The organism is Streptomyces sp. NPDC002386 (genome assembly GCF_053593175.1).
The window spans coordinates 11,969-38,637 of the sequence record NZ_JBSFBX010000002.1 but is presented as its reverse complement, the minus strand read 5'-3'; the positions used below and the strand labels follow the sequence as shown (position 1 = coordinate 38,637).

25 protein-coding genes are annotated in these 26,669 nt (G+C 72.7%); 17 read left to right on the top strand and 8 right to left on the bottom strand.

Going from position 1 to position 26,669, the window contains the following annotated elements; all coding sequences use genetic code 11:
• Positions 1–26: 26 nt before the first annotated feature.
• A complete protein-coding gene (locus tag ACWCPN_RS04275; protein ID WP_451202322.1) occupies positions 27–1,868 on the bottom strand; it encodes a phosphatidylglycerol lysyltransferase domain-containing protein in 1,842 nt (613 codons plus the stop codon).
• Positions 1,869–2,094: 226 nt separating this feature from the next.
• Between ACWCPN_RS04275 and ACWCPN_RS04270 the strand changes: the two genes are divergently transcribed.
• A complete protein-coding gene (locus ACWCPN_RS04270; protein WP_451202321.1) occupies positions 2,095–3,222 on the top strand; it encodes an alpha/beta hydrolase in 1,128 nt (375 codons plus the stop codon).
• Positions 3,223–3,318: 96 nt separating this feature from the next.
• Positions 3,319–4,686, top strand: a complete 1,368-nt coding sequence (locus ACWCPN_RS04265) for a hypothetical protein (RefSeq protein ID WP_451202320.1) — start codon at positions 3,319–3,321, stop codon at positions 4,684–4,686.
• Positions 4,687–4,785: 99 nt separating this feature from the next.
• Here ACWCPN_RS04265 and ACWCPN_RS04260 read toward each other — a convergent pair whose 3' ends face one another.
• Complete coding sequence (locus tag ACWCPN_RS04260) at positions 4,786–6,111, bottom strand: PH domain-containing protein (protein ID WP_451202319.1); 1,326 nt, start codon at positions 6,109–6,111, stop codon at positions 4,786–4,788.
• A complete protein-coding gene (locus ACWCPN_RS04255) occupies positions 6,108–6,611 on the bottom strand; it encodes a PH domain-containing protein (RefSeq protein ID WP_451202318.1) in 504 nt (167 codons plus the stop codon). Before ACWCPN_RS04255 ends, ACWCPN_RS04260 begins: the two co-directional genes overlap by 4 nt.
• A 31-nt stretch (positions 6,612–6,642) precedes the next feature.
• Here ACWCPN_RS04255 and ACWCPN_RS04250 point away from each other — a divergent pair, with 31 nt between their 5' ends.
• Entirely contained in the window at positions 6,643–7,791 is a 1,149-nt protein-coding gene (locus ACWCPN_RS04250) for an NADH-quinone oxidoreductase subunit D (RefSeq protein WP_392292828.1), read from the top strand.
• 23 nt (positions 7,792–7,814) lie between these two features.
• On the opposite strand, the gene ACWCPN_RS04245 is transcribed toward ACWCPN_RS04250, so the two are convergent.
• Positions 7,815–8,834, bottom strand: coding sequence for an SAM-dependent methyltransferase (locus tag ACWCPN_RS04245; protein ID WP_451202316.1), 1,020 nt, complete (start codon positions 8,832–8,834; stop codon positions 7,815–7,817).
• A gap of 118 nt (positions 8,835–8,952) precedes the next feature.
• Here ACWCPN_RS04245 and ACWCPN_RS04240 point away from each other — a divergent pair, with 118 nt between their 5' ends.
• Together ACWCPN_RS04240 and ACWCPN_RS04235 are read left to right on the top strand one after the other, a co-directional pair.
• Positions 8,953–10,158: a sensor histidine kinase gene (locus ACWCPN_RS04240; RefSeq protein WP_365121138.1), complete on the top strand. Its 1,206-nt coding sequence runs from the start codon at positions 8,953–8,955 to the stop codon at positions 10,156–10,158.
• A 115-nt stretch (positions 10,159–10,273) separates the two neighbouring features.
• Positions 10,274–10,945 (top strand): response regulator, encoded by a 672-nt coding sequence (locus tag ACWCPN_RS04235; protein ID WP_199211441.1) that lies wholly within the window; start codon positions 10,274–10,276, stop codon positions 10,943–10,945.
• Positions 10,946–11,002: 57 nt separating this feature from the next.
• Here the strand turns inward: ACWCPN_RS04235 and ACWCPN_RS04230 are convergent, their stop codons facing one another.
• The gene (locus ACWCPN_RS04230; protein WP_451202315.1) at positions 11,003–12,175 is read right to left on the bottom strand and encodes a threonine aldolase family protein; all 1,173 of its coding nucleotides are present in this window, start codon (positions 12,173–12,175) and stop codon (positions 11,003–11,005) included.
• Positions 12,176–12,347: 172 nt separating this feature from the next.
• On the opposite strand from ACWCPN_RS04230, the gene ACWCPN_RS04225 reads away from it, so the two are divergent.
• From ACWCPN_RS04225 to ACWCPN_RS04180, 10 genes are all read left to right on the top strand, one after another.
• Positions 12,348–13,301, top strand: coding sequence for a Rossmann-like and DUF2520 domain-containing protein (locus tag ACWCPN_RS04225; RefSeq protein ID WP_451202314.1), 954 nt, complete (start codon positions 12,348–12,350; stop codon positions 13,299–13,301).
• On the top strand, positions 13,301–14,302 hold the full coding sequence (panC, locus tag ACWCPN_RS04220) for a pantoate--beta-alanine ligase (RefSeq protein WP_365121129.1): 1,002 nt from the start codon (positions 13,301–13,303) through the stop codon (positions 14,300–14,302). Before ACWCPN_RS04225 ends, panC begins: the two co-directional genes overlap by 1 nt.
• A gap of 11 nt (positions 14,303–14,313) precedes the next feature.
• Positions 14,314–16,074 carry an L-aspartate oxidase gene (locus tag ACWCPN_RS04215; RefSeq protein WP_451202999.1) on the top strand — a complete coding sequence of 587 codons (1,761 nt, stop codon included), beginning with the start codon at positions 14,314–14,316 and terminating at the stop codon, positions 16,072–16,074.
• 5 nt (positions 16,075–16,079) lie between these two features.
• The gene (nadC, locus tag ACWCPN_RS04210) at positions 16,080–17,057 is read left to right on the top strand and encodes a carboxylating nicotinate-nucleotide diphosphorylase (RefSeq protein ID WP_199213607.1); all 978 of its coding nucleotides are present in this window, start codon (positions 16,080–16,082) and stop codon (positions 17,055–17,057) included.
• Between the two features lie 5 nt (positions 17,058–17,062).
• Positions 17,063–17,860: a type III pantothenate kinase gene (locus ACWCPN_RS04205; RefSeq protein ID WP_199213608.1), complete on the top strand. Its 798-nt coding sequence runs from the start codon at positions 17,063–17,065 to the stop codon at positions 17,858–17,860.
• Positions 17,861–18,030: 170 nt separating this feature from the next.
• Positions 18,031–18,699 carry a hypothetical protein gene (locus tag ACWCPN_RS04200; protein ID WP_451202997.1) on the top strand — a complete coding sequence of 223 codons (669 nt, stop codon included), beginning with the start codon at positions 18,031–18,033 and terminating at the stop codon, positions 18,697–18,699.
• Positions 18,700–18,757: 58 nt separating this feature from the next.
• Positions 18,758–18,934 carry a hypothetical protein gene (locus ACWCPN_RS04195; protein ID WP_199211444.1) on the top strand — a complete coding sequence of 59 codons (177 nt, stop codon included), beginning with the start codon at positions 18,758–18,760 and terminating at the stop codon, positions 18,932–18,934.
• A gap of 182 nt (positions 18,935–19,116) precedes the next feature.
• Positions 19,117–19,548, top strand: a complete 432-nt coding sequence (locus ACWCPN_RS04190; protein WP_451202994.1) for a BlaI/MecI/CopY family transcriptional regulator — start codon at positions 19,117–19,119, stop codon at positions 19,546–19,548.
• A 9-nt stretch (positions 19,549–19,557) separates the two neighbouring features.
• Complete coding sequence (locus ACWCPN_RS04185; RefSeq protein WP_451202312.1) at positions 19,558–20,091, top strand: amino-acid N-acetyltransferase; 534 nt, start codon at positions 19,558–19,560, stop codon at positions 20,089–20,091.
• 204 nt (positions 20,092–20,295) lie between these two features.
• Positions 20,296–20,631 (top strand): histone-like nucleoid-structuring protein Lsr2, encoded by a 336-nt coding sequence (locus tag ACWCPN_RS04180; RefSeq protein WP_199211446.1) that lies wholly within the window; start codon positions 20,296–20,298, stop codon positions 20,629–20,631.
• Here the strand turns inward: ACWCPN_RS04180 and ACWCPN_RS04175 are convergent.
• The gene (locus ACWCPN_RS04175) at positions 20,610–21,302 is read right to left on the bottom strand and encodes an SCO3374 family protein (protein WP_451202310.1); all 693 of its coding nucleotides are present in this window, start codon (positions 21,300–21,302) and stop codon (positions 20,610–20,612) included. The genes ACWCPN_RS04180 and ACWCPN_RS04175 overlap by 22 nt on opposite strands.
• Before the next feature lie 430 nt (positions 21,303–21,732).
• Here ACWCPN_RS04175 and ACWCPN_RS04170 point away from each other — a divergent pair, with 430 nt between their 5' ends.
• On the top strand, positions 21,733–24,258 hold the full coding sequence (locus tag ACWCPN_RS04170) for an ATP-dependent Clp protease ATP-binding subunit (protein WP_451202308.1): 2,526 nt from the start codon (positions 21,733–21,735) through the stop codon (positions 24,256–24,258).
• Positions 24,259–24,333: 75 nt separating this feature from the next.
• Here ACWCPN_RS04170 and ACWCPN_RS04165 read toward each other — a convergent pair whose 3' ends face one another.
• Entirely contained in the window at positions 24,334–24,939 is a 606-nt protein-coding gene (locus ACWCPN_RS04165) for an HAD family acid phosphatase (RefSeq protein ID WP_451202306.1), read from the bottom strand.
• A gap of 553 nt (positions 24,940–25,492) precedes the next feature.
• On the opposite strand from ACWCPN_RS04165, the gene ACWCPN_RS04160 reads away from it, so the two are divergent.
• Positions 25,493–26,044, top strand: coding sequence for a M23 family metallopeptidase (locus ACWCPN_RS04160; protein WP_199211448.1), 552 nt, complete (start codon positions 25,493–25,495; stop codon positions 26,042–26,044).
• 1 nt (position 26,045) lies between these two features.
• On the opposite strand, the gene ACWCPN_RS04155 is transcribed toward ACWCPN_RS04160, so the two are convergent.
• Positions 26,046–26,645 (bottom strand): TetR/AcrR family transcriptional regulator, encoded by a 600-nt coding sequence (locus ACWCPN_RS04155; RefSeq protein WP_451202304.1) that lies wholly within the window; start codon positions 26,643–26,645, stop codon positions 26,046–26,048.
• Positions 26,646–26,669 lie beyond the last annotated feature (24 nt).

The following is a 26,669-nucleotide window of genomic DNA, read 5'->3' as shown; positions in this document are numbered from 1 at the left end:
GACGGCCGGAGCGCCCGTCGGGCCGCTCAGGCCGCCCGGACGTCGCGTTCGGCGACCGCGTGCGGGCAGGGGCGCTCGACGGCCGCGCCGCGCCGGCGCAGGAACCGCGGCAGTGCCAGGGCGAGGTCGACGAAGCCCTCGGCCTGCATGGCGGCGAAGCCGATGCGGGGCAGGTCGGCCGAGGCGCGGTAGACCACGAAGCGGGGCTCCCAGCGGGGCTGGAACTTGGCGTTGAACTTGTACAGGGACTCGATCTGGAACCAGCGGGAGAGGAAGACCAGCAGCCCGCGCCAGGCGCGCAGCACCGGGCCCGCGCCGATCTTCTCCCCGCGCGCGAGGGCGGAGCGGAACATCGCGAAGTTCAGGGAGACCCGCGTGATGCCGAACTTCGGGGCGGCCTGCAGGGCGGCGACGATCAGCAGTTCGTTCATGCCGGGGTCGGCGCTCCGGTCGCGGCGCATGAGGTCCAGCGAGACGCCGTCCTCGCCCCAGGGCACGAAGTGCAGGATCGCCTTCAGGTCCCCGTACGCGCCGGGCTCCCCGTCCGCCCGCCCGTCTCCGGCCGCCCCGTCGATTCTGTGCGCGGTGGCGATCAGGCAGTCGCCGTCGGCGGCGTCCCCGATGCGGCCGAGTGCCATGGAGAAGCCGCGTTCGGTGTCGGTGCCGCGCCAGTCCTCCGCCGCCCGGCGGATCCGCTCCAGTTCGGTGTCGCCGAGGTCACGGATGCGCCGTACCCGGGTCTCGTAGCCGGCCCGCTCGATGCGCTTGACCATCTGGCGCACGTTGCGCATCGCGCGTCCGGCCAGCGAGAAATCCGCCACGTCGACCACCGCCTCGTCGCCCAGCTCCAGGGCGTCGAGGCCGGTCTCGCGCGTCCACACCTCGCCGCCGGTCTCGGAGCAGCCCATGACGGCGGGCGTCCAGGAGTGCGCCCGGGCCTCGTCCATGAAGCGCTCGATGGCGCCGGGCCAGGCCTCGACGTCGCCGATCGGGTCACCGCTGGCGAGCATCACGCCGGAGACGACGCGGTAGGTGACGGCCGCCTTGCCGCTGGGGGAGAAGACGACGGCCTTGTCGCGGCGCAGCGCGAAGTGGCCGAGGGAGTCGCGCCGGCCGTGCCGGTGCAGCAGCTCGCGGAGCCTGGCCTCGTCCTCCTCGGTGAGGCGGGCGGCCGGGTGCTCGGGGCGGAAGGCGAGGTAGACGGTGGTGGCCGTGGTGAGCCAGCCGAGCGCGCCGAGCGAGAAGGCCACGGTCCACGAGGTGTTGCCGGCGTAGTCCACCGGGCCCTCGAAGCCGAACAGGCCGTACAGGACGTGGGTCAGGCGGTCGGCGAGGCTCGGGTCGCCGATGGTGCGGCCCGGGTGGACGCTGACGATGACCAGGCCGAGGGCGAGCGAACCGGCGCTCATCAGGACGAAGTTGGCGAGCGCGCGCCAGCGGCTGCGGGGGTCGGGCAGGGCGGCGAACTCGTCGCGGTGGCGCAGCAGCGGCACCAGCAGCGCCACCGATATGAGCATGCCGAGGAGGGAGTGCCGGTAGACGAACTGGGCCACCGCGCCTGCCGGGAGGAGCGCGACCGCGGCGCGCCACGCCCGGCGCTTGCGCCTCCGCAGCCCGTGCGCGAGCAGCAGCAACAGCACGCCGGCGCTCAGCGAGAGGGCCGCGGCGAAGGGGCCGAAGGAGCCGGGCAGCACCTCGGCGATGGCGTGCATGCGGCTGTGGCGGAAGCGCGGGAAGACGCCCGCGGCGATGTCCAGAACGCCGACGACGGCGCACGCCCTGGCGACCAGGGTGGGAACGGCCTCGGGGCGCGGGCCGCGCAGGATGCGCCGCGCCCGGCTTGATCGGCTCGGAACCCCGCCCGACATTTCCCCATCTATCCTGACAGACATCGCATCCCGTAGTTCTGCGAGAGACCTTGAATCCGGTGCCGATCGGGCATCCGGCGACATTGCGCCCTCTAGGACGGTGTCTCGGGGAGAGAGGTTCACTCCCCTCCGGAAAGCCGGGTCAAAGGCCAAGGAAAGCCCCGGGCAAGCCCTCGCGACGATGTGTGGGCGGCGCACGGGCGGAAAGCGCAGGCGGTAACAGCCCATGGGTCTCACGAGCAACAAGGTGCTGGCGCTGGCGATCGTGCTCGCCGTGGCTCTGTTCGTCGCCACGGTGTGGCTGTGGCCGCGGCTGGCCCGGCAGAGCTGGCGGTCCGTCAGCGGACGCGTCGGACTGCTCCTCGCCACCCAGCTCGCCCTCTTCGCCTCCCTGGGGATCGGCGCCAACCAGGCCTTCGGCTTCTACGCGGGCTGGGCGGACCTGTTCGGCCGGGAGACCGAGCAGGGGATCGTCGTCGACCACTCCTCGGGCGGCGGCTCGGGCGGCCCGCTGCAGGTGCTCTCCACCTCCCCGGTGCCGGGCGTGACGGGCTCCGGGCCGCGGACGGCCGGGCAGATCCAGCAGGTCGACATCGTGGGCCGCGGGTCCCGCATCGCCTCACCGGCGTACGTCTACCTGCCCCCCGAGTACTTCCAGCCGCGCTACCGCACGCGCACGTTCCCGGCCGCGGTCGTGCTGACCGGTTACCCCGGCACGGCGCAGGCGCTGGTGAACAAGCTGAACTATCCGCGTACGGCGCAGGAGCTGGCCAAGGACGGTCGGATGCAGCCGATGATCCTGGTGATGCTGAGGCCGACCGTGGCGCCGCCGCGGGACACCGAGTGCGTGGACGTGCCGGGCGGACCGCGGACGGAGACGTTCTTCGCCAAGGACCTCCCCGAGGCCGTGCTGGCCCACTACCGCGTGGGCAGGCGGCCCGGGAGCTGGGGCGTCATCGGTGACTCGACCGGTGGCTACTGCGCGCTGAAGCTGGCCATGCACCACCCGGACGTGTACGCGGCCGGAGCGGGACTGTCGCCGTACTACAAGGCGCCGATCGACCCCACGACCGGCGACCTCTTCCACGGCGACCGGAACCTGCGCGACCGCGCCGACCTGTGGTGGGTCCTCAGACACACCCCCGCGCCGGACACCTCACTGCTCGTCACGAGCAGCCGCGTCGGCGAGCACAACTACCGGGACACGCTCAGGTTCATAGAGCGGGTGAAGGCCACGAAGCGGACCCGGATCTCGTCGATCATCCTGGACAGCGGCGGGCACAACTTCAACACCTGGCGACGGGAGATCCCGCCGACGCTGCAGTGGATCAGCGGAAGGCTCAGCGACCGCTGAATCCTGGTGCCGCCGGGGCCGGCGAAGCCGCCGGTGTGGCCGGGTTTTTACGGGGCGGGGACCCATGATTCGCCTACGCGCGGTAAGTTTCTGGCCATGCCACGAGGACGCCACCGCCATTCCCCGCCTCTGCACCGGCTGTTGCCACCGTCGGCGATCGCCGGAGTCTCCGTCGTCTGCGCGCTGGGTCCCTGGGTGTTCTCCGAGGCCACGGTGCTGCGCGTGCTCGCCGCGGCCGCCGCGGTGACCGCCGTCGCGGGCGCCGTCGTGATGCGTCGCTGGGACACCCATGCGGGCAAGCAGGTCGCCGACCTCACACGCGCGCGTGCCAGCGACGAATGGCGCTTCGAGGAGCGGGTCGCCGAACTGGAGACCGACCTGGAGGAGTCGCGGGAGCTGCGCACCAAGCTCGAACGGCGGCTGCGCGCCAAGCGCGCCGAACTGGCCGGGCTGCGCAACGAGCACGCGGCCCTGCTGCGTCGCTACGCGACCGCCGAGACCGAGCGGGCGAGCGCCCTGGAGGGGCGCCGGCTGCTGGAGATCGAGGCGGGCGAGCCGTCCGGCGCGCTCGCGCTGCCGCCCGCGCGCAGCGCCGAGCCGGCGGAGGAACCCACCGGCCCGGGGGCCCCCGAGGCCGTCGGCACGGCGGAGACGGCGGACGAGCGGACGCCGGAGCCCGGCGCCGTCTTCTCGCCCGAGGGCTCGCGGCTCTACCTGCGGGCCGCGACCGCACTCGCCCGGTTCGACGCCGAGGCCCCCGCCGAGTCCGGCGCCGAGGCTTCCGCGAAGCCCGGCACCGACGCCGCCTCCGACAACGACGCCGACGCCGCCGGGTCCGACGACGACGCCCTCGCGAGGCCCGGCGCCGGCGGTCCCGCCGCAGACGCCGGGGCCGTGAAGCCCGCCGCCGGGCCGTCCGCCGCACCGTCGGCCGATGCCCGGTCCGCCGCCTCCGTGCCGTCCGGGGCGGCCGCCAAAGGAGAGGGCGCCGCGGACGGCGTGACCGAGGCGGCCGGCGCTCCCCGCGGCGAGGGCGCAGTCCAGGAGGACGAGGCGCAGGGGAAGCCCGGGGCGGCCGGGGAGCACGCGCGCCCGGCCGCCACCACGACGGCACAGGCCGAGCCCGCCAAGTCCGCCGGGCAGCAGCCCGCCGGGCACTTCACGGTGCCGACCGCGGTGGCCGTCGTACCGGCCGCGCCCGCCCGCCGCCCCGTGGTCGAGGGCGGGTTCGACTTCTTCGGCACGCACAAGCACGACTCGTCCGAGGCGCTGGAGTCCGTGCAGAACGAGGACCTGGCGGACGTCGTCGGCCAGGAGGCCCTGGCGCTGCACAAGGCCGAGGCCGAGGCCGAGTTCAGGACCGCCGACGACCGGGCGCGCGGCGTCAGCCAGGTCATCGACCTGACCGCGCACGACGAGACCGAACAGATCGACGTCCAGGGCCTGCGCAGCGCGGCCTCCTGAGCCGTCACGGCGAACCCGCGTCACGGCGAACCCGCTGGAACGGAAGCCCGGCGCCCCACCAGGGGGCCGGGCTTCCGCCGTACCCGGCGGCCGCCCCGCTCAGGCCATCCAGCGGTCCGGGCGGGCGTCCCGGCGGCCGGTCCGGGAGCGCTCCGCCTGGGCGCGCAGCAGCCGCGCGGCCTCGTCCGCGTCGCGCAGCCGGGCCGTGACGGTCCGGCCGGCCCCGGTGTCCACGTGCACGTCGGCCAGCCGCCACAGCCGCCCCCAGGGCCCCTGGCTGAGCCGTACGCTCTGCGCCTTGGCGTGCGGGACCAGGGACAGCCGGCGGCGCAGCAGACCGTGCCGGGCGGCGAACACCGCGTCCGTGACCGCGAGGCCGTGCCCGCGCCACCACACCGGCAGGCACCAGCGGGCCCGTCGCGGGGGCCGGGCCGGCGACGCCGGTACGGTCACACCGGGCAGCACGCGCGCTATGACCGACTCGGCGACCGCGCGCGGGGCGACCGGCACCAGCACCGAGTTGGCGGACCCGGCCACGTCCAGCTCCACCCGCACCCAGCCCAGCCGCCGCCACAGCAGCGGTTCCACGATCCGCACCGTCTGGACCCGGCCCGGCGGGACCGTCTCGTGCGCTCGGTCGAGCAGCCCGCGGTCGATGCGCAGACCGTCGGGCGACTCGCCCACGGACCAGTCGTACTCGCCGACGAACCGGCCCGCGCTGCTCGCGCCGGCGGCGCCCAGCAGCGGCAGCGCGGTGACGAGGACCGTCCACACGCTGTGCGTGGCGAACCACAGCAGGGGCGGCACGACGAGGGCGGCGGCCAGCGACCCCCAGGTGGCGCCCGTCAGCAGCAGGGAGAGCACCAGCGCGCGCGGCGGCACGCGCAGCAGTTCCCGCGCCGGTGCCTCGCCGACCTCGCGCGCGGTCTCGGGGGCGAAGCCCGCCGCGCGTGCGAGCAGTTCCGCGCGCAGGGCACGCGCCTCCCGCTCGCCGAGGAAGGCGAGTTCGTCCTTCTTCGCGGCGCCGACCACGTCGATGCGGAGCTTGGCCACCCCCGCCACGCGCGCGAGGAGCGGCCGTGTGACGTCGACCGCCTGGATGCGCTCCAGCCGGATGTGCGCGGTGCGCCGGAACAGCAGGCCGGTGCGGATGCGCAGTTCGCCGCCGGTGACCGCGAAGTGCGTGAACCACCAGGACAGGAAGCCGTACAGGCCGGCCGCCGGGACCAGCACGCTGAGCCCGATGAGCAGCATGGTGCCGGTCAGCCTCGCCAGCTGCTCCTGCGCCGCGTTCGGGTCGTGCACGGCCCAGCCGGCGAGCACGGCGACCGGCGCCCAGGCCCGCCGGAACGGTGTGACGGGGTGCAGCCGCCGCTCGAAGACCGGCGGGCGGTCCGGCACACCGCCGGGGTCCGGGGCCGTCACAGCCCCGCCGACCGGGCCTCGCCCAGCTCGGTGAGCCGGTCGCGCAGCCGTTCCGCCTCGGCCGGGTCCAGGCCCGGGACGACCGCGTCGGTCGCCGCGGCCGCGGTGTGCAGCTGGACGCTGGCCAGCCCGAAGTACCGCTCCAGGGGACCGGAGGTGACCTCCACGAGCTGCATCCGCCCGTACGGCACCACCGTCTCCTCGCGCCACAGCACACCGCGGCGGATCAGCAGGTCGTCGGCGCGCTCGGCGTACCGCCAGGAGCGCCAGTTGCGGCCCAGCAGCCGCCAGCACCACGCGGCCGGGGCGAGCGGGAGGAGCGCGAAGGCGCCCCAGGCCGGCCCCGCGAGCAGGCCCAGCAGCAGCCCCGCCGCCAGGACGAGCACGCCCGTCCACACCACCAGCAGCAGCCGGCGCATGCGCAGCAGCCCGGGGGGCAGCGCCCGCCACACCGGTTCGTCCCCCGCCACCCCGGTCTCCGCCGGGCTCCCCGTCTCCATGAGGCCAGCGTACGTAGGGGAGACTGGGTCCATGACTGCGACGGAGACCACGGTCGGTGTCGGCGGCGCCGCCGAGAGCACCGACATGGTGCTCAACATCGGCCCCCAGCATCCGTCCACACACGGCGTGCTGCGGCTCAAGCTGGTGCTGGACGGCGAACGCATCCAGCACGCGGAGCCGGTGATCGGCTACATGCACCGGGGCGCGGAGAAGCTCTTCGAGGCGCGCGACTACCGGCAGATCATCATGCTCGCCAACCGCCACGACTGGCTGTCGGCGTTCTCCAACGAGCTGGGCGTGGTCCTCGCCGTGGAGCGGATGCTCGGCATGGAGGTCCCCGAGCGCGCGGTGTGGACCCGCACGCTGCTCGCCGAGCTGAACCGGGTGCTGAACCACCTGATGTTCCTCGGGTCGTACCCGCTGGAGCTGGGCGGGATCACGCCGGTGTTCTACGCGTTCCGGGAGCGCGAGGTGCTCCAGAACGTCATGGAGGAGGTCTCCGGCGGCCGCATGCACTACATGTTCAACCGCGTCGGCGGCCTCAAGGAGGACCTGCCGGCCGGGTGGACGGCACGCGCGCGTGCCGCCGTCGCCGCCGTGCGCTCCCGCATGGACGTCTTCGACGACCTGGTGCTCGGCAACGAGATCTTCCGGGGGCGCACGAGGGGCGTGGGCGGACTCTCGCCGGAGGCCGTGCACGCCTACGGCGTCAGCGGGCCCATCGCGCGCGGCTCCGGCGTCGACTTCGACCTGCGCCGCGACGAGCCCTATCTGGCGTACGGCGAACTCCAGGACACCCTGAAGGTCGTCACCCGCGGCGAGGGCGACTGCCTGGCCCGCTTCGAGTGCCTGCTGGAGCAGACCCACAACGCGCTGGACCTCGCCGACGCCTGCCTGGACCGGCTGGCCGAGCTGCCGCCGGGGCCGGTCAACCAGCGGCTGCCCAAGGTGCTGAAGGCGCCCGAGGGGCACACGTACGCGTGGACCGAGAACCCGCTCGGCATCAACGGCTACTACCTGGTCAGCAAGGGGGAGAAGACCCCGTACCGGCTGAAGCTGCGCTCGGCGTCGTACAACAACATCCAGGCGCTGACCGAGCTGCTGCCGGGGACGCTGGTGGCGGACATGGTGGCGATCCTGGGGTCGATGTTCTTCGTGGTGGGGGACATCGACAAGTAGCGGCCGGGCACAGCCCCGCGGGGTCAGGCGAGCGGGTCCGGGACGCCGACCGGCTGGAGCAGCCAGCCGAAGCCGCCGAGCCCGTCCGGGGCGGTGAGCTCGGCGGCTTCCCCGGCGCTCGCGAGGGCGCGCACGTAGGCCGCCGGGTCGGTGGAGGCCAGCGTGAGCGGAGGGCGTGCGCCGGTGACGTCCAGGGCGTGCAGCGCGTCGCGCTGCGTGAGCAGCCGGGCGGGCGGGGACGCCTCCGCGGGTGCCGCCGCGCACGCGTCCAGCGCGACGTGCGCCGTGATGTCGCAGGAGCCGTCCGGTACGGGCGCCGTCCCGTGCCCCTCCCGGAAGCCGGTGAGGGTCCCGAACGGGGGGCGTGCGCCGGCGGTGTGCGCGTAGTCCACGGCCACCGCGAGCCCCCGCTCCACCCGCTCGACCGCGGCGGCCCAGGCCAGGTCCCGGGGCCGGCCGATCTCCGCGCGCAGCCCCTGCTCGGCGGGCAGCGGCCACCACCGGGCCAGCCAGTCCGCGTCCGCCCCCGAGACCGGCTCCCCGAGCCGTTCCGTGCCGTCCGCCGCGACGAGCACCAGCCGGGGCACTCCCGCCGGGTCCACCTCGGCGACGTCCACCGGTACGTTGTCCAGCCACTCGTTGGCGAACAGCAGCCCGGTGACCGCTTTTGGGGGCGCGCTCAGCCAGGTGATCCGCTCGTCCAGCCCCGCCGGGCGCGCGGCGAGCTCGACGGCGTACCCGCGCGCGCGGGCGGCCACGCCGGCCGGCAGCGCCGCGAGCACGGCGGTTACCAGCTCGCCCCGCCCGGCGCCCATGTCGACGAAGTCCAGGGTGTCCGGCCGGCCGAGGGCCTCGTCGACCCGGCGGAGCAGGCGGGCCACGGCGTGCGCGAACAGCGGGGAGGCGTGCACCGACGTACGGAAGTGCCCGGCCGGGCCCTCGGGCCGCCGGTAGAAGCCGCCCGGCCCGTACAGCGCCTCCTGGGCCGCCTGCCGCCACCCGCGTTGCTCGCGTCCGCTTCGCGCCGCCGCCTCGTCCGTCACCGCAACAGACTAGGCGTACAGGTGATCACTTCCTCCACCTTGCGGAGTACGCGTGCTCCGTGGGGATCGGCCCTCCGGTTGACCCCTGCACTCATTTCGCTTCCCTACTCTGGGTTACGTGCAGCGCCTTTACGACTTTCTCCGCAGGCACCCGACGTGGGTCGACACCTTCTGGGCCGTCGTCCTGTTCGGGCTCTCCGGTGTGAGCGTGGTGAGTCTCAGCAGGGCGCCCGGACACCACATGCCGGTCGTCGGGGGGCTGGTGGTCTCCGCCGTGCTCTGCGTCGTCGTCGCGCTGCGCCGCCGCTTCCCCGAGCCGATGCTGCTGCTGGCCCTCGCGACCGGGCTGGCCCAGCTGGTCCTGGACATCGAGACGGCCGCCGCCGACTTCGCCATGCTGGTGATCACCTACACGGTCGCGACGATGGGCGCGCGCTGGGCCTCCCGGCTCGCGCTCGCCGTCAGCCTGTTCGCGGCCGCCCTGGCCCAGATCCGCTGGCCCGCCGAGCACTCCGGCGTGCTGGGCCAGCTCGCGATAGCCGTGTTCCAGACGGTGCCGTTCGCCCTGGCCTGGGTGCTCGGTGACTCCATGCGCACCCGCCGCGCCTACTTCGCCCAGCTCGAGGAGCGCGCCGCCCGGCTGGAGCGGGAGCGCGAGGCGCAGTCCAAGGTCGCGGTCGCCGCCGAGCGCGCCCGGATCGCGCGCGAGCTGCACGACGTCGTCGCGCACAACGTGTCGGTGATGGTGGTGCAGGCGGACGGTGCCGCGTACGTCCTCGACGCCGCTCCCGACCAGGCGAAGAAGGCCCTGGAGACCATCTCCTCCACCGGCCGGCAGGCCCTCGCCGAGATGCGCCGCCTGCTGGGCGTGCTGCGCACCGGCGAGCACCAGGAGACGGGGGAGTACGTCCCGCAGCCGGACGTCGACCAGATCGACGACCTCGTCGAGCAGTGCCGCACCTCGGGCCTGCCCGTCGACTTCAAGGTCGAGGGCACGCCGCGTCCGCTGCCGAGCGGTGTGGAGCTGACCGCGTACCGCATCGTGCAGGAGGCGCTCACCAACACCCGCAAGCACGGCGGGCCCAACGCGGGCGCGAGCGTGCGCCTCGTCTACTTCGACGACGGGCTCGGCCTGCTGGTCGAGGACGACGGCAAGGGCGCCCCGCACGAGCTGTACGAGGAGGGCGGCGCCGACGGGCAGGGGCACGGCCTGATCGGCATGCGGGAGCGGGTCGGGATGGTCGGCGGCACCCTGGACGCCGGCCCGCGCCCTGGTGGAGGCTTCCGCATCAGCGTGCTGCTGCCGCTCAAACCGGCGCCCTGACGCTGCCGCACGCCCCCTGTTGACACCTGTCACGCCCCGGCGCGACACCCTGACGACCCCGCACCACCCCCGCACCGACCGCATGACCCCCGACGACGAACGGAAGAGGACCCCGATGACGATCCGCGTGATGCTCGTGGACGACCAGGTGCTGCTGCGCACCGGGTTCCGGATGGTGCTCGCCGCCCAGCCGGACATGGAGGTCGTCGCCGAGGCGGGCGACGGCGTCGAGGCCCTCCAGGCGGTCCGCTCCACCGCCGTCGACGTGGTCCTGATGGACGTCCGCATGCCGAAGCTGGACGGCGTGGAGGCCACCCGGCGGATCTGCGCCGAGCCCAACCCGCCGAAGGTGCTGATCCTGACCACGTTCGACCTGGACGAGTACGCCTTCTCCGGGCTGAAGGCCGGAGCCTCCGGCTTCATGCTCAAGGACGTGCCGCCCGGCGAGCTGCTGACGGCCATCCGCGCCGTGCACAGCGGGGACGCGGTGGTGGCGCCCTCCACCACCCGGCGCCTGCTGGACCGGTTCGCGCCGATGCTGCCGTCCGGCGTCAAGGAGCCCCGGCACAAGGAGCTGGAGCGGCTCACGGACCGCGAGCGCGAGGTCATGGTGCTGGTCGCGCAGGGCCTGTCCAACGGGGAGATCGCGGCCCGGCTGGTGCTGTCCGAGGCGACCGTGAAGACCCATGTGGGCCGCATCCTGACCAAGCTCGGCCTGCGCGACCGGGTGCAGGTGGTGGTGCTGGCGTACGAGACGGGCCTGGTGCGGGCCGGCGGCCACGGCTGACCGGCGCCCGTCCGGTCCGCCGAGCCTCCCGGGCGCCGACCGCCCGCGACCCGTTGCCTACGCCGCCGCCGGCAGCCTCGCCGCGAAGTCCGCGACGGCCGCCCGCACGTCGTCCGCGGTCCACTCCAGGCCGGCCGAGCGGAGCGTGACCTCGGTGCACGCGAGGCCCGGCCCGGCCTCCTCCCAGCCGTTCGCGAAGAGCAGCACCGAGGTCTCCTCGCCCTGCCGCACCGCCGCCTCCGCCACCACCTCGGGCGGGTACGGCAGCCAGACCTGGAACTCGTGGGTGTGCGGCACCCCGGGGTGCACGCGCGCCCCCGGCACCCCGGCAGCCGCGAACCCCTCGCGCAGCGCGGCCGCGACCACGCGCGCGTGGCGCACGTACTCCGGCAGCCGGGGCAGTTCCCGGTCCAGTCCGACCAGCGCCGACAGCGCGGTCGGGAACTGCTGGAACACCGTCCCGCCGTACCGGTGCCGCCAGGTCCTCGCCTGTTCGACCAGGGACCCGGGACCGGCCAGGGCGGCGCCGCCGAAGCCGTCGAGGGACTTGTAGAACGACACGTACACGCTGTCCGCGAGGCCGGCTATCTCGTCCAGGGGACGACCGAAGTGGACGGTCGACTCCCACAGCCGCGCGCCGTCGAAGTGCACCACCGCGTCACGTTCCCGGGCCGCCGCCACGACGTCGTTCAGCTCCTCCCAGGAGGGCAGCAGGAAACCGGCGTCCCGGAGGGGCAGTTCCAGCATCAGCGCCCCGAAGGGCTCGGGGAAGTCGCGTATCTCCGCGGCGGTGGGCAGCCGGGGCTCGCTGGTCACCCGGACCGGACGCAGGCCGGCGACCTGGCTGAGCGCGTGCCGTTCGTGCACCTCGGGATGGGCCATGCCGTGCAGGGCGACGGTGGTGTCGCCGGTGCGGGCCGCCCAGCAGCGCAGGGCGACCTGCTGGGCCATCGTGCCGGTCGGGAAGAACGCGGCGGCCTCCGTGCCGAGCAGCGCGGCGACGCGCCGCTCCAGGGCGGCCACGACCCCGTCGCCGTAGATGTCCGCCTGCTCGTCCAGGTCGTACACCGCCGGGGCGGCCTCCTGCAGCAGCGCCAGCCGCTCGCGGATCGTGCCCCGCCAGCCCGCGCGCGACAGCACCAGCCGCGCCTGCCGCTGGGCCGCCCCGCGCCGCTCGCGCAGCCGCTGCGCCGCCGACCGCTCCCCGTCCTGCTCAGCCGTATCGCTCATGCGGGGGATCATGCCCTGCGCGCCCCCGGCGCGGCAGCCGGATTTCCCGCCGCCCGGGCCGTGGCGAAACCCACAGCCTGTGGACGACCGGCCGCCTCCCACCGGATAGCGTTAACATGACGAGAAATCGTCCGGTACCCAGAGCGGACTGGAACGGGAAGGCCACCGTCGCGTGAGTACAGTCCACCAGCCAGACCTCAAGGACCGCCCCGCGCGGCTCACCGTAGGCGTCGTGGGCGCCGGACGCGTGGGCCCCGCCCTGGCCGCGTCCCTCCAGCTCGCCGGGCACCGCCCGGTGGCCGTGTCCGGAGTCTCCGACGCCTCCCGCAGACGCGCCGAGGCGATGCTCCCGGACGTGCCCCTGGTGCCGCCCGCCGAGGTGCTCCAGCGCGCCGACCTGGTGCTGCTCACCGTCCCCGACGACGCCCTGCCCGGCCTGGTCACCGGCCTCGCCGAGACCGGCGCCGTACGGCCCGGGCAGCTGCTCGTGCACACATCCGGCCGGTACGGCGCGCAGGTCCTCGACCCCGCCCTGCGCGCCGGCGCGCTGCCGCTGGCGCTGCACCCGGCGATGACCTTCACCGGGACCCCCGTCGACGTCCAGCGCCTGGCGGGCTGCTCCTTCGGGGTCACCGCGCCCGAGGAGCTGCGGCTGGCCGCGGAGGCGCTGGTCATCGAGATGGGCGGCGAGCCCGAGTGGATCAGCGAGGAGAGCCGCCCGCTGTACCACGCGGCCCTCGCCCTCGGCGCCAACCACCTGGTGACCCTGGTCGCCCAGTCCATGGAACTGCTGCGCACCGCCGGTGTCTCCGCCCCCGACCGGATGCTCGGCCCGCTGCTCGGCGCCGCCCTGGACAACGCGCTGCGCTCCGGTGACGCCGCGCTCACCGGCCCCGTCGCGCGCGGCGACGCGGGCACGGTCGCGGCGCACGTCGACGAACTGCGCAAGCACTCCCCGCAGGCCGTCGCCGGCTATCTGGCGATGGCCCGCGCGACCGCCGACCGGGCCCTCGCCCACGGCCTGCTGAAGCCGGAGCTCGCCGAGGACCTGCTCGGGGTGCTGGCCGACGGATCCGGCGGCACCGACGGCACGAACGGGACCAACGGCACCGAGGGGAACGCCTGATGACCACCGCCCTGCTGAGCACCGCCGAAGAGCTGCACGCGCGCGTGCGCCGCGGCCGCCGTGCCGTCGTGATGACCATGGGAGCGCTGCACGAGGGCCACGCCACGCTGATCCGCGCCGCGCGCGAGATCGCCGGGCCGGAGGGCGAGGTCGTCGTCACGGTCTTCGTCAATCCGCTCCAGTTCGGCGCCGGCGAGGACCTCGACCGCTACCCGCGCACCCTGGACGCCGACCTGAAGCTCGCCGAACAGGCGGGCGCCGACGCCGTCTTCGCGCCCGCCGTGGACGAGGTCTACCCGGGCGGCGAACCCCAGGTGCGCGTCGCCGCGGGCCCCATGGGCGAGCGCCTGGAGGGTGCCTCGCGGCCCGGCCACTTCGACGGGATGCTCACCGTCGTCGCCAAGCTGCTGCACCTCACCCGCCCCGACGTCGCCCTGTACGGCCAGAAGGACGCCCAGCAACTGGCCCTGATCCGGCGCATGGTGCGCGACCTGAACTTCGGCGTGGAGATCGTCGGCGTGCCGACCGTGCGCGAGGAGGACGGGCTCGCCCTGTCCAGCCGCAACCGCTACCTGTCGCCCGGCGAGCGCCGCACCGCCCTCGCGCTGTCCCGCGCGCTGTTCGCCGGCCGGGACCGGCACGCCGCACAGGAGGCGCTGCGCGCGCGGGCCCGTGAGGTGCCCTCCACGCACGCGCGCGCGGAGGCGCTGAGCGCCATAGGCGAGTCCCGCGCGGCGGCCGACGCGCACGCGGTCGCCACCGTCGCGCCCGGCGGACCGGCGGCCGTCCGCGCCGCCGTGCACCAGGTCCTGGACGAGGCGGCCCGTCTCGACCCGCCGCTGAAGCTGGACTACCTCGCCCTGGTCGACCCGTCCGACTTCACCGAGATCGGCGCCGGCTTCACCGGCGAGGCCGTCCTGGCCGTGGCCGCCCGCGTGGGCACCACCCGGCTGATCGACAACCTGCCCCTCACCTTCGGATCCCTCGGAGCCGCCTCGTGACCAGCACAGGCATACGCCCGCCCGTCGCCCGCGACCACCCGCAAGCGGGAGCGCTTCGCGATCGCCCCCGCTTGTACGCGCCCGCGCCCGGGTGGAGCGTCTCCGCGGACGTGGTCGTCGTCGGCTCCGGGGTGGCGGGGCTGACCGCGGCGCTGCGCTGCGAGGCCGCGGGCCTGACGACCGTCGTCGTCACCAAGGCCCGCCTCGACGACGGCTCCACGCGCTGGGCGCAGGGCGGCATCGCCGCCGCCCTCGGCGAGGGCGACACCCCCGAGCAGCACCTCGAGGACACCCTGGTGGCGGGCGCGGGCCTGTGCGACGAGGAGGCCGTGCGCATCCTCGTCACCGAGGGCCCCGACGCCGTACGGCGGCTGATCTCCACCGGCGCCCACTTCGACACCGACGACGAGGGCGGCATCGAGCTCACCCGCGAGGGCGGCCACCACCGGCGCCGGATCGCGCACGCGGGCGGCGACGCCACCGGCGCGGAGATCTCCCGTGCGCTGGTGGAGGCGGTACGCGCGCGCGGACTGCGCACCGTGGAGAACGCGCTCGTGCTCGACCTGCTGACCGACGCCGAGGGCCGTACGGCGGGCGTCACCCTGCACGTGATGGGCGAGGGCCAGCACGACGGCGTGGGCGCGGTGCACGCCCCCGCGGTGGTCCTGGCGACCGGCGGCATGGGCCAGGTGTTCTCCGCGACCACCAACCCCTCGGTGTCGACCGGCGACGGCGTGGCCCTGGCGCTGCGCGCGGGCGCGGAGGTCAGCGACCTGGAGTTCGTGCAGTTCCACCCGACCGTGCTGTTCCTCGGCGCGGACGCCGAGGGCCAGCAGCCGCTGGTCTCCGAGGCGGTGCGCGGCGAGGGCGCCCACCTGGTCGACGGGGACGGCGTGCGCTTCATGGTGGGGCAGCACGAGCTGGCCGAGCTGGCGCCCCGGGACATCGTCGCCAAGGGCATCACGCGCCGCATGCAGGAGCAGGACGCCGAGCACATGTTCCTCGACGCCCGGCACTTCGGCGCCGAGATGTGGGAGCACCGCTTCCCGACCATCCTGGCCGCCTGCCGCGCCAACGGCATCGACCCGGTGACGGAGCCCGTCCCGGTCGCCCCGGCCGCCCACTACGCCTCCGGCGGCGTCCGCACCGACGCCCGGGGCCGTACCACCGTGCCCGGCCTGTACGCGTGCGGCGAGGTCGCCTGCACCGGCGTGCACGGCGCCAACCGCCTCGCCTCCAACTCCCTGCTCGAAGGCCTCGTCTACGCCGAGCGCATCGCCGCCGACATCGCGGCGGAGCGGGCCGGAGGCGGCCTCCCCGCGCGCGAGCCCGCACGGCTCGCGCACCCCGAGACGCCCAGCCACCCGCTGCTGGCCCCGGAGTCCCGGTTCGCCATCCAGCGGATCATGACCGGGGGCGCGGGCGTGCTCCGCTCGGAGCGGTCGCTCCAGCGGGCCGCGGACCAGCTCCAGCGGCTGCACGGCGAGGCCCGCGACGCCCTGCGGGAGAACGGCAAGACCGCCGAGCCCGGTGTCGACACCTGGGAGGCCACCAACCTCCTGTGCGTGGCCCGGGTGCTGGTCGCCGCCGCCCTGCGGCGCGAGGAGACCCGCGGCTGCCACTGGCGCGAGGACCGCGCCGAGCGCGACGACGCCCACTGGCGGCGCCACATCGTCGTCCGGCTCGGCCCGGACCGGTCGCTGGCGGTACACACCACGGACACCGCAGACTTCCCCCCTACCCGGCCCGACCAGCGTTCCCAGGAGCAGTGACACACGTGAGCACCGACGACCTTCCCCTCGCCCCGACCGGCGGCTGCGGCGACGGCTGCGCCTGCGGCGCCGAGGGCGACGAGGAGTACCTGGAGTGCGGGCTCGACCCCGCGCTCGCCGAACTGCTGGCCGCCGCCGGACTCGACCCCGTCGAGGTCGAGGACATCGCCAACGTCGCCATCCAGGAGGACCTGGACGGCGGGGTGGACGTGACGACCGACTCGACCATCCCCGAGGACGCCGTCGCCACCGGCGACTTCGCCGCGCGCGAGGCCGGAGTGGTGGCGGGCCTGCGGGTCGCCGAGGCCGTGCTCTCGGTGGTCTGCACCGACGAGTTCGAGGTCGAGCGGCACGTCGAGGACGGCGACCGCGTCGAGGCCGGGCAGCGGCTGCTGTCGGTCACCACGCGCACGCGCGACCTGCTCACCGCCGAGCGCAGCGCCCTGAACCTGCTGTGCCGGCTGTCCGGCATCGCGACCGCCACGCGCGCGTGGGCGGACGTCCTGGAGGGCACCAAGGCCCGCGTGCGCGACACCCGCAAGACCACCCCGGGGCTGCGCTCCCTGGAGAAGTTCGCCGTGCGCTGCGGCGGCGGGGTCAACCACCGCATGTCCCTCTCGGACGCGGCCCTGGTGAAGGACAACCACGTGGTCGCCGCCGGGGGCGTCGCCCCGGCCTTCAAGGCCGTGCGGGAGGCCTTCCCGGAGGTGCCGATCGAGGTCGAGGTCGACACCCTGCACCAGCTCCGCGAGGTCGTCGAGGCGGGCGCCGACCTGGTCCTGCTGGACAACTTCACGCCGGGCGAGTGCGCGGAGGCCGTCGGGATCGCCGGCGGGCGGGCGCTGCTGGAGGCCTCGGGCCGGCTCACCCTCGACACCGCGCGCGCGTACGCCGAGACCGGGGTGGACTTCCTGGCCGTCGGCGCCCTCACCCACTCCTCGCCGATCCTGGACATCGGCCTGGACCTGCGCGAGGCGGAGTAACGCCCATGCTGCTCACGATCGATGTCGGAAACACGCACACCGTGCTCGGCCTGTTCGACGGCGAGGACATCGTCGAGCACTGGCGCATCTCCACCGACGCGCGCCGCACCGCGGACGAACTGGCGGTCCTGCTGCAGGGCCTGATGGGCATGCACCCGCTGCTCGGCGACGGCCTGGGCGACGGCATCGACGGCATCGCCATCTGCGCGACCGTCCCGTCCGTGCTGCACGAGCTGCGCGAGGTCACCCGCCGCTACTACGGCGACGTGCCGGCGGTGCTGGTCGAGCCGGGCGTGAAGACCGGGGTGCCGATCCAGTTCGACAACCCCAAGGAGGTCGGCGCCGACCGGATCATCAACGCGGTCGCGGCGAACGAGCTGTACGGCGGCCCGGCGATCGTCGTCGACTTCGGTACGGCGACCACCTTCGACGCGGTCTCCGCGCGCGGGGAGTACGTCGGCGGGGTCATCGCGCCCGGCATCGAGATCTCGGTGGAGGCCCTCGGCATCAGGGCGGCGCAGCTGAGGAAGATCGAGGTGGCCCGGCCGCGGAACGTGATCGGCAAGAACACCGTCGAGGCCATGCAGTCGGGCGTCGTGTACGGCTTCGCCGGCCAGGTCGACGGCGTGGTGAGCCGGATGGCCCGGGAGCTGGCCGACGACCCGGACCAGGTCACGGTGATCGCCACCGGCGGCCTCGCGCCGGTGGTGCTGGGCGAGTCCTCGGTTATCGACGAGCACCAGCCCTGGCTGACCCTGATCGGCCTGCGCCTGGTCTACGAACGGAACGTGTCACGGCTGTGAGACGGCCGGCGCCCGGTGGGGCGCCGGTTCTCGCCGTTCACACGCTCGGGTGACACCGGTCGGGGGAAACCGGACGACGACACGCGGCGACACAACGCCCTGATCCGTCACTTTTGTCCGATTAGCGGTAGCGTCGCCGCATGCCCACGCCATACGGATCCCGCGGCGGCATGGCGTTCGGCGCGCAGGAGCTGCGTGTGCTCCGGCGTGCCCTCGCCCTCGCCCTTCACCCCGGCCGAGCGTCCGCCGAGGACGTCAAGGACTGCTTCCGGCTCGCCGCTTCCCTGGACGAGGCGATGCGCGAGGCGGCCCGGCTGCGCGCCTTTCTGGTGGCCGACCTCGACCGGTACCGCGCCGCCCTGCCGGGCACGGCGGCCGGCTACCTCGCCCTGCTGGAGGAGGTGCTGGGCTCCGGGTACCGGCCGGTTCCGGACGATCTGGCGGCCCTGCGGGCGCTGCGCGGGAACCCGCGGGGCGCGGCCCTGCTGGAGCGCTGCCGGTCGCTGGCCGAGCAGGATGTACGGGCCCGCTTCGCGCAGGGCGCCCGCAAGGTCCCGGCACCCGCCGTGCCGCCCTCCAGGACGCGCCTGACGGCCCTCACGGGCGGCGCGCGGGAGGACGTGGCCCGGGCGGCCGAGGGGCAGGAGGAACCCGCTCAGAAGCCCGCCCAGAAGCCCGGCCAGACTCCTCCCGGGCGGCCCGCCGAACGCCCGTCGGGGGAGCCCGCCACGAAACGCCCCGTCCCGACACCGGGCGAGGTCTTCCCGCGCCGCAAGCCGCCCGCGCCGCCCGCGCCGCCCGCCGGCCCGGCGCAGTCGCGGCAGCTCGCCGCCGGCTGACCCCCCCGGCCGCCCACCCCGCCCCTTCCGTCCCTGCCCGCGTGGCTACCCTGGTGTCATGGACTACGTCGCCGCGCTCGTTCCCCCGGTCGTCATGGCCGTGTTCTTCATCGGTGTGGTCAGGGTGATCGTGAAGACCCAGGGCGGGGCCGCCAAGGCCAAGGAGGACGCGGCCGTCGACGCCGCCCTCTCCGGCGCGGACGGCGCCCGCCGGACCCCCGCCGGCGAAGCCTGAGCCGCCCCACCGGCCCGATCCCGTCAGGGCGTACGACTCCCCGCACCCCGGTGCTTTCCGAGTCGTGCGCCCTTTTTGTTCGCTTTGGCGGCCTAAGCGCACGTCCGGCGGGCCTTCGGCGGAATCTCCCACTATTGTTCTGAGCTGTGCCTCGCCCATTGGGAGAACTCGAAGACGCGGTCATGACGCGGGTGTGGAAGTGGAACCGCCCGGTGACCGTTCGAGAAGTCCTGGAAGACCTCCAGCAGGAACGGTCCATCGCGTACACCACCGTGATGACCGTTTTGGACAATCTCCATCAGAAGGGCTGGGTGCGCCGCGAGGCGGAAGGGCGGGCCTATCGATATGAGGCCGTCTCCACCCGCGCCGCCTACGCCGCCGCGCTGATGAACGACGCCTGGTCGCAGAGCGACAACCCGGCCGCCGCTCTCGTCGCCTTCTTCGGGATGATGAGCGAGGAACAGCGCCAGGCCCTCAGCGACGCCGTACGCATCGTCCAGGGACCGGAAACCGCACAAGCGCCGGAAGCCGCACAAGCGCGGGAAGCGGCGGAACCCCGCGAAGCTCCGGAAGAGCACAACCCCGGCGCGGCGGGAGACAGCTCCGGGCGATAGCGTCCGCTCATGTCCGCAGAACGTCCCGAAGTCCCCGCGAAAGCCATCACCGTCCGGCGGGCCCGGACCAGCGACGTCCCGGTCGTGCGTCACCTCCTCGACGCCTACGTCCGTGACCGCATCCTGCTCGACAAAGCCATGGTCACCCTTTACGAGGACATCCAGGAGTTCTGGGTCGCGGAACGCGACGACAACGCCGAGGTGGTCGGCTGCGGAGCGCTGCACGTCATGTGGGAAGACCTGGCCGAAGTCCGCACTCTCGCGGTGAAGCCGGGCCTCAAGGGCGCCGGTGTGGGGCACCACTTGCTGGAGAAGTTGCTGCAGACCGCGCGCTGGCTCGGCGTTCGCCGCGTTTTCTGTCTGACCTTCGAAGTCGACTTCTTCCAGAAGCACGGCTTCGTGGAGATCGGTGAGACGCCGGTGGACACCGATGTCTACGCGGAGCTGTTGCGTTCCTATGACGAGGGCGTCGCGGAGTTCCTCGGTCTCGAACGAGTGAAACCGAACACCTTGGGCAACAGCCGGATGCTTCTGCATCTGTGATCGTCATTGCCGCGGTGCCCTATGTCCGAAACGCGCATGTTTCCGGGCCGCGGCGGGGCCTCGGGTCTCTCCCGGGGGTTTGTGTTTTTACGGCAAAAGCGGTTTGCTTTCCGACGTACTGCAGTACTGCATATAACAGGGGCGGCGAAACGGCGGGCGCCGCAGAGACCCTGGCCCTCAACGTTATCGATGAAAGGAAATCCGGTGGCACAGAAGGTTCAGGTCCTTCTTGTCGACGACCTCGACGGCGGCGAGGCGGACGAGACGGTTACGTTCGCACTGGACGGCAAGACCTACGAGATCGATCTCACGACCACCAATGCGGACAAGCTGCGTGGCCTTCTCGACCCCTATGTGAAGGGCGGTCGTCGTACCGGAGGCCGTGCCGCGGGCGGACGCGGAAAGGCGCGTGCCGCTTCCGGTGGCAACCAGGACACGGCGGCGATCCGCGCCTGGGCGAAGGAGAACGGTTACGAGGTCAACGACCGCGGCCGTGTTCCCGCGTCCATTCGCGAGGCCTACGAGAAGGCCAACGGCTGATTTCCGAAGCAGGCGGGCGGCCGCGTGTCCGCGCGCCGCAGCCGGACGCGGTGGCAGTGCGTCGCCAGCGTGTCCACCACTCGTACGAGATCGGGGGCGCCTGTCGGGCCCCCCACGGCCGGCAGCGCCGGCAGCGAGGCCTCGGCCTCACCCCCCGGCCCAGGGGGCCGCAGCCATACGGCGGCCCCCTGTACCGGACCGGAGCCGTGCCCGGCGGCGGGATCCCGCTCCGGCGGCAGCGCCCCTGAGCGGGCCGCTCCGGGCCGCGCAGGCGCCTCCATGAGGCCGCCGGCGCCCAGCGCCCGCAGATCGAGCGCGATCCCGCGCCACTCCAGCCACTCCAGCAGCCCCGGCAGCTCCTCCGCGCTGCCCGCGGCCACCAGCAGCCGCATCCGTCCGCCCCACAGGGCCACCGGGGAACCCGGCCCCAGGTGGCGCAGCGCACGGGTGCCCGCCTCGGCCGGCACGTCCAGGACGTCGAAGCGCACCCCGGTGACCAGCATCGGCGGCCGCCCGGGCACGGTCGGCCACCCCAGTTCGTTCTCGTACCAGTGCCGGGCCCCGCTCTCCGGGCCGTCCGGCACCCCGCCCGCCCGCGGACCGGGCGGCACCGGATCGAGCGGACGACGGGGAAGGGGGACCGATGAGGTCACGGGGACCGAGCCAGCCATGCCGGGTGCAACCGCAGGACCGGGCCCCTGGTTACGCTGGGCGCTCCGCCCGTCGCGCACGGTGCGGGAAATGGGGGCGCGCAAGGCCTCGGGCAGCCGCAAGGTTGTTCGCCCATAGCGGAGGGAACCGGTGGGCCCGGCATGGAGTGTCCGTCCCAGCGGGTAAGACATGCCTAGTGGGAGGGGGCGACACGCAGGACGGGCGGTCTCACGTTCGCCATCGGCGTACTGGCGACTGGGGTAACTGCCTGGCCTGCGGGAACATCGTCTCGCACCATCGGGTTGGGACAGATGTCGGCGTTCGGGGTCAGGAGGCCATCGACGGTGTCGGCAGTTGGAATGAGCGGTCCCCGCTTGCGGGACTAAGCTGCGGAAGGACAGGGAGGGGAAGTTCCCCCCACTGCCTGACCGCTCTGAGGAGCGATTAACGATGTTCGAGAGGTTCACCGACCGCGCGCGGCGGGTTGTCGTCCTGGCTCAGGAAGAAGCCCGGATGCTCAACCACAACTACATCGGCACCGAGCACATCCTCCTGGGTCTCATCCACGAGGGCGAAGGTGTCGCCGCTAAGGCCCTGGAGAGCCTCGGCATTTCGCTTGAGGCGGTCCGCCAGCAGGTGGAGGAGATCATCGGCCAGGGCCAGCAGGCCCCGTCCGGCCACATCCCCTTCACTCCCCGTGCCAAGAAGGTCCTGGAGCTCTCGCTCCGCGAGGCCCTTCAGCTGGGCCACAACTACATCGGCACGGAGCACATCCTGCTCGGCCTGATCCGTGAGGGCGAGGGCGTCGCCGCCCAGGTCCTGGTCAAGCTGGGCGCAGACCTCAACCGGGTGCGGCAGCAGGTGATCCAGCTGCTCTCCGGTTACCAGGGCAAGGAGACCGCCACCGCCGGCGGCCCTGCCGAGGGCACCCCCTCGACGTCCCTGGTCCTCGACCAGTTCGGCCGGAACCTCACCCAGGCCGCTCGTGAGTCCAAGCTCGACCCGGTCATCGGGCGCGAGAAGGAGATCGAGCGGGTCATGCAGGTGCTGTCCCGCCGTACCAAGAACAACCCGGTGCTGATCGGTGAGCCCGGCGTCGGCAAGACCGCCGTCGTCGAGGGCCTCGCCCAGGCCATCGTCAAGGGCGAGGTGCCCGAGACCCTCAAGGACAAGCACCTCTACACCCTGGACCTCGGCGCGCTGGTCGCCGGCTCCCGCTACCGCGGTGACTTCGAGGAGCGCCTGAAGAAGGTCCTCAAGGAGATCCGCACCCGCGGCGACATCATCCTGTTCATCGACGAGCTGCACACGCTGGTCGGTGCGGGTGCCGCCGAGGGCGCCATCGACGCGGCCTCCATCCTGAAGCCGATGCTGGCCCGCGGTGAGCTGCAGACCATCGGTGCCACCACCCTGGACGAGTACCGCAAGCACCTGGAGAAGGACGCGGCCCTCGAGCGCCGCTTCCAGCCCATCCAGGTCGCCGAGCCGTCCCTGCCGCACACGATCGAGATCCTCAAGGGTCTGCGCGACCGGTACGAGGCCCACCACCGTGTCTCCATCACGGACGAGGCGCTGGTGCAGGCGGCCACCCTGGCCGACCGCTACATCTCGGACCGCTTCCTGCCGGACAAGGCGATCGACCTGATCGACGAGGCCGGCTCCCGGATGCGCATCCGCCGGATGACCGCGCCGCCGGACCTGCGCGAGTTCGACGAGAAGATCGCCGGCGTCCGCCGGGACAAGGAGTCCGCGATCGACTCGCAGGACTTCGAGAAGGCCGCCTCCCTGCGCGACAAGGAGAAGCAGCTCCTGGCCGCCAAGGCCAAGCGGGAGAAGGAGTGGAAGGCCGGCGACATGGACGTCGTCGCCGAGGTCGACGGCGAGCTGATCGCCGAGGTCCTCGCGACCGCCACCGGCATCCCGGTCTTCAAGCTGACCGAGGAGGAGTCCTCGCGTCTGCTCCGCATGGAGGACGAGCTCCACAAGCGGGTCATCGGCCAGGTCGACGCCGTCAAGGCGCTGTCGAAGGCGATCCGCCGTACGCGCGCCGGTCTGAAGGACCCGAAGCGCCCCGGTGGTTCGTTCATCTTCGCCGGTCCGTCCGGTGTCGGTAAGACCGAACTGTCCAAGGCCCTCGCCGAGTTCCTCTTCGGTGACGAGGACGCGCTGATCTCCCTCGACATGTCGGAGTTCAGCGAGAAGCACACGGTCTCGCGTCTGTTCGGTTCGCCCCCCGGCTACGTGGGCTACGAAGAGGGCGGCCAGCTCACCGAGAAGGTGCGCCGCAAGCCGTTCTCCGTCGTCCTGTTCGACGAGGTCGAGAAGGCCCACCCGGACATCTTCAACTCGCTGCTGCAGATCCTGGAGGACGGTCGTCTGACCGACTCCCAGGGCCGGGTCGTGGACTTCAAGAACACGGTCATCATCATGACGACCAACCTCGGCACCCGGGACATCTCCAAGGGCTTCAACCTGGGCTTCGCGGCCCAGGGCGACACGAAGTCCAACTACGAGCGCATGAAGAACAAGGTGTCGGACGAGCTCAAGCAGCACTTCCGTCCCGAGTTCCTCAACCGCGTCGACGACGTGGTCGTCTTCCCGCAGCTGACGCAGGAGGACATCCTGCGGATCGTCGACCTGATGATCAGCAAGGTGGACGAGCGCCTGAAGGACCGGGACATGGGCATCGAGCTGTCCCAGACCGCCAAGGAGCTGCTGTCCAAGAAGGGTTACGACCCGGTGCTGGGCGCCCGGCCGCTGCGCCGCACGATCCAGCGCGAGATCGAGGACACGCTCTCGGAGAAGATCCTCTTCGGCGAGCTGCGTCCCGGTCACATCGTGGTCGTGGACACCGAGGGCGAGGGCGACTCCCAGACCTTCACCTTCCGCGGCGAGGAGAAGTCGGCGCTGCCCGACGTCCCGCCGATCGAGCAGGCGGCCGGCGGCGCCGGGCCGAACCTGAGCAAGGACGCGTAACCCTCCGGGGTACGACGGACGGGAAAAGGGGCTGCCCCGGGACCACGGTCCCGGGGCAGCCCCTTTTCTCCGTCGTCAGGACAGCTGGCCGTCGTAGTCCGGCAGCTTGTACGTCCTCTCGGCGTGGCCGCCCGAGAGGTCCGTGGCGCTGTTGCCGATGTTCGCGACGATCGTGTAGCCCTGCTTCTCGATGTCCACGCGCTGGGCGGTCTTGTAGGCGGCGACGTCCTTGAAGAGGTCGACCAGCCCGCGCACGTACAGGCCGGAGACGTCGTAGCCGTCGTGTTCGAGGTTGTACTCGGTCGGCCAGTAGAGGATGCCCGGGCGGGCGGTCACGAAGAAGAGCCTGACGCCGTGCTCCTGGGCGTACCGGGCGACGTCCAGGACGGGCTTGTTGGCCGGCTGCGGGTAGCTGAAGCCGAAGTCGGTCTCCAGGGTGGTGTTGTCGATGTCGAAGACGATCGCCTGCTTCTCACCGGGCCTGGCGGCGGCGATGCGGTCCTTCAGGTAGGGAAGGGCCTGGTCCATCACGGTCTGACAGTCCTTCTGCCAGGTGGCGTGGTCGACCTTCGCGGAGGAGCCGCTCGCGGTCGCCGCCTCGGCGGGCGAGGCCAGCGCGGCGAGCGCGGCCACGGAGACGGCGGTGACGGACATACGGCGCGCCCAGGGGCGTCTGGTCATCGGTGGGGGTCCTCTCACGTCCGTACTGAACGGTCAGAACGGTTGACTGTCAGGGGCATGATCAGTGCTGAGGGTGGCGCGAGAGGAACCGTAGGGTTACTGAACGGTAGTCGTACAGGGGTCTGCGTCACATTTCGCGGTCCGCCCGGGGTCGGCTGACGGAGTGCCAGGTCCCGGATCCGCCGCGAATCGCCAACTTCCGTACCGGGTGGGCGAGTAGCGCGCGTCACATTCAGGGGCCCCAGAAGCCCTCTGGGCGGTGACAAGCCGCACAGGGGATATGCCCGGTACTACCCGGGTTAGTGCCATTCCCTACCGGGACAAACTAGGGCATTTCCCCGCTGTCGAGGGAGGGGAATCGCAGGTCAGGCGGGGTGATGTCCGAAGAGTCTGAGTCTGTCAAGAAGTAGGTGTTTTTGACGCCTTCTACTACGTACCGACGTAGAAGCAGGGCTTTGTGGCGGACTGAGGTGGTGGGTTACCAATGAATGGCCGAAGCGGCGAACGCCTGTACGTCGCACGGCCCCCACGTTCCCTAGTCCACGAGGTTTCGATGTTCCAGCGCTTCACGTCCCGTTCTTCGCGTACGTCCTCGCTCCGCACCCGCGTGGCCGTCCTGGCTGCCGGCATCGGCGCCACGGCCGTGGTGGGGACCGGGGTCGCGAGCGCGGCCACCCCGTCGGCCGCCTCCTGGGTCGACCCGGTGAAGAAGTACACGCTGTCCGCCAGCTTCATGCAGGACGGCAGCCACTGGGCGCACAAGCACAGCGGTCAGGACTTCGCCGTCCCGACCGGCACCGAGGTTCTCGCCGCGCACGGCGGCACCGTCGTCAAGGCCGGCCCCAACGGCGCCGGTGACGGCCCCGCCTACGGCAACGCCGTCGTCATCAAGCACGGCAACGGCACGTACTCGCAGTACGCGCACCTGTCCCGGATCGACGTCAAGGTCGGCCAGGTCGTGAAGACCGGTCAGCACATAGCCCTCTCGGGCAGCACCGGCAACTCCACCGGCCCGCACCTGCACTTCGAGATCCGGACCACCCCGAACTACGGTTCCGCGGTCAACCCGGTGGACTTCCTGAAGGCCCACGGCCTGAAGGTCTGATCTACCGTTCCCCGTGGGCGCCTTGATGCGCCTGCGTGACGAGACCCACGGCGACTTCGAGGACGGCCGCGCGCTTCTTCTCGAAGTCGCCTTCCAGGTCCTGCATCACGAACATCCCCGCGTGCAGCGTGAACAGCGCGCTCACGCAGCGGACCTGGTCGACGAGTTGGGCCTCGGGGTCGATGACGATGTCCCTGAGGCCGCGCATCCGGTCCTTGAAGGACTCGCCGATGCGCAGTTCCCGCACCGTCGCCTGGTTCTCCTGCATGAACCGGAAGAGCGGTTCCGCGCCGGCCAGCGCCCGGCTGTAGCGCCGCACGATCTCCTGCTTGGTCTCCAGCGTGTGCGGCTGGCTGCGGCCCCACTCGATCAGGTCCTCGATCGGCTGCGTCAGATCCTCGAAGAGGCTGACGATGATCTCTTCCTTCGTCTTGAAGTGGTAGTACAGGGCCGCCTTCGTGACGTCGAGACGCTCGGCGATCTCCCGCAGGGAGGTCTTCTCGTAGCCCTGCTCGGCGAAGAGTTCGAGCGCCACGTCCTGGATGCGCTGGCGGGTGTTGCCGCGGCGCTGTTGCTTGCTGCCGTCCATGGTGCCGCCCATCCTCGTACTCCTCGCGCTCCCGCA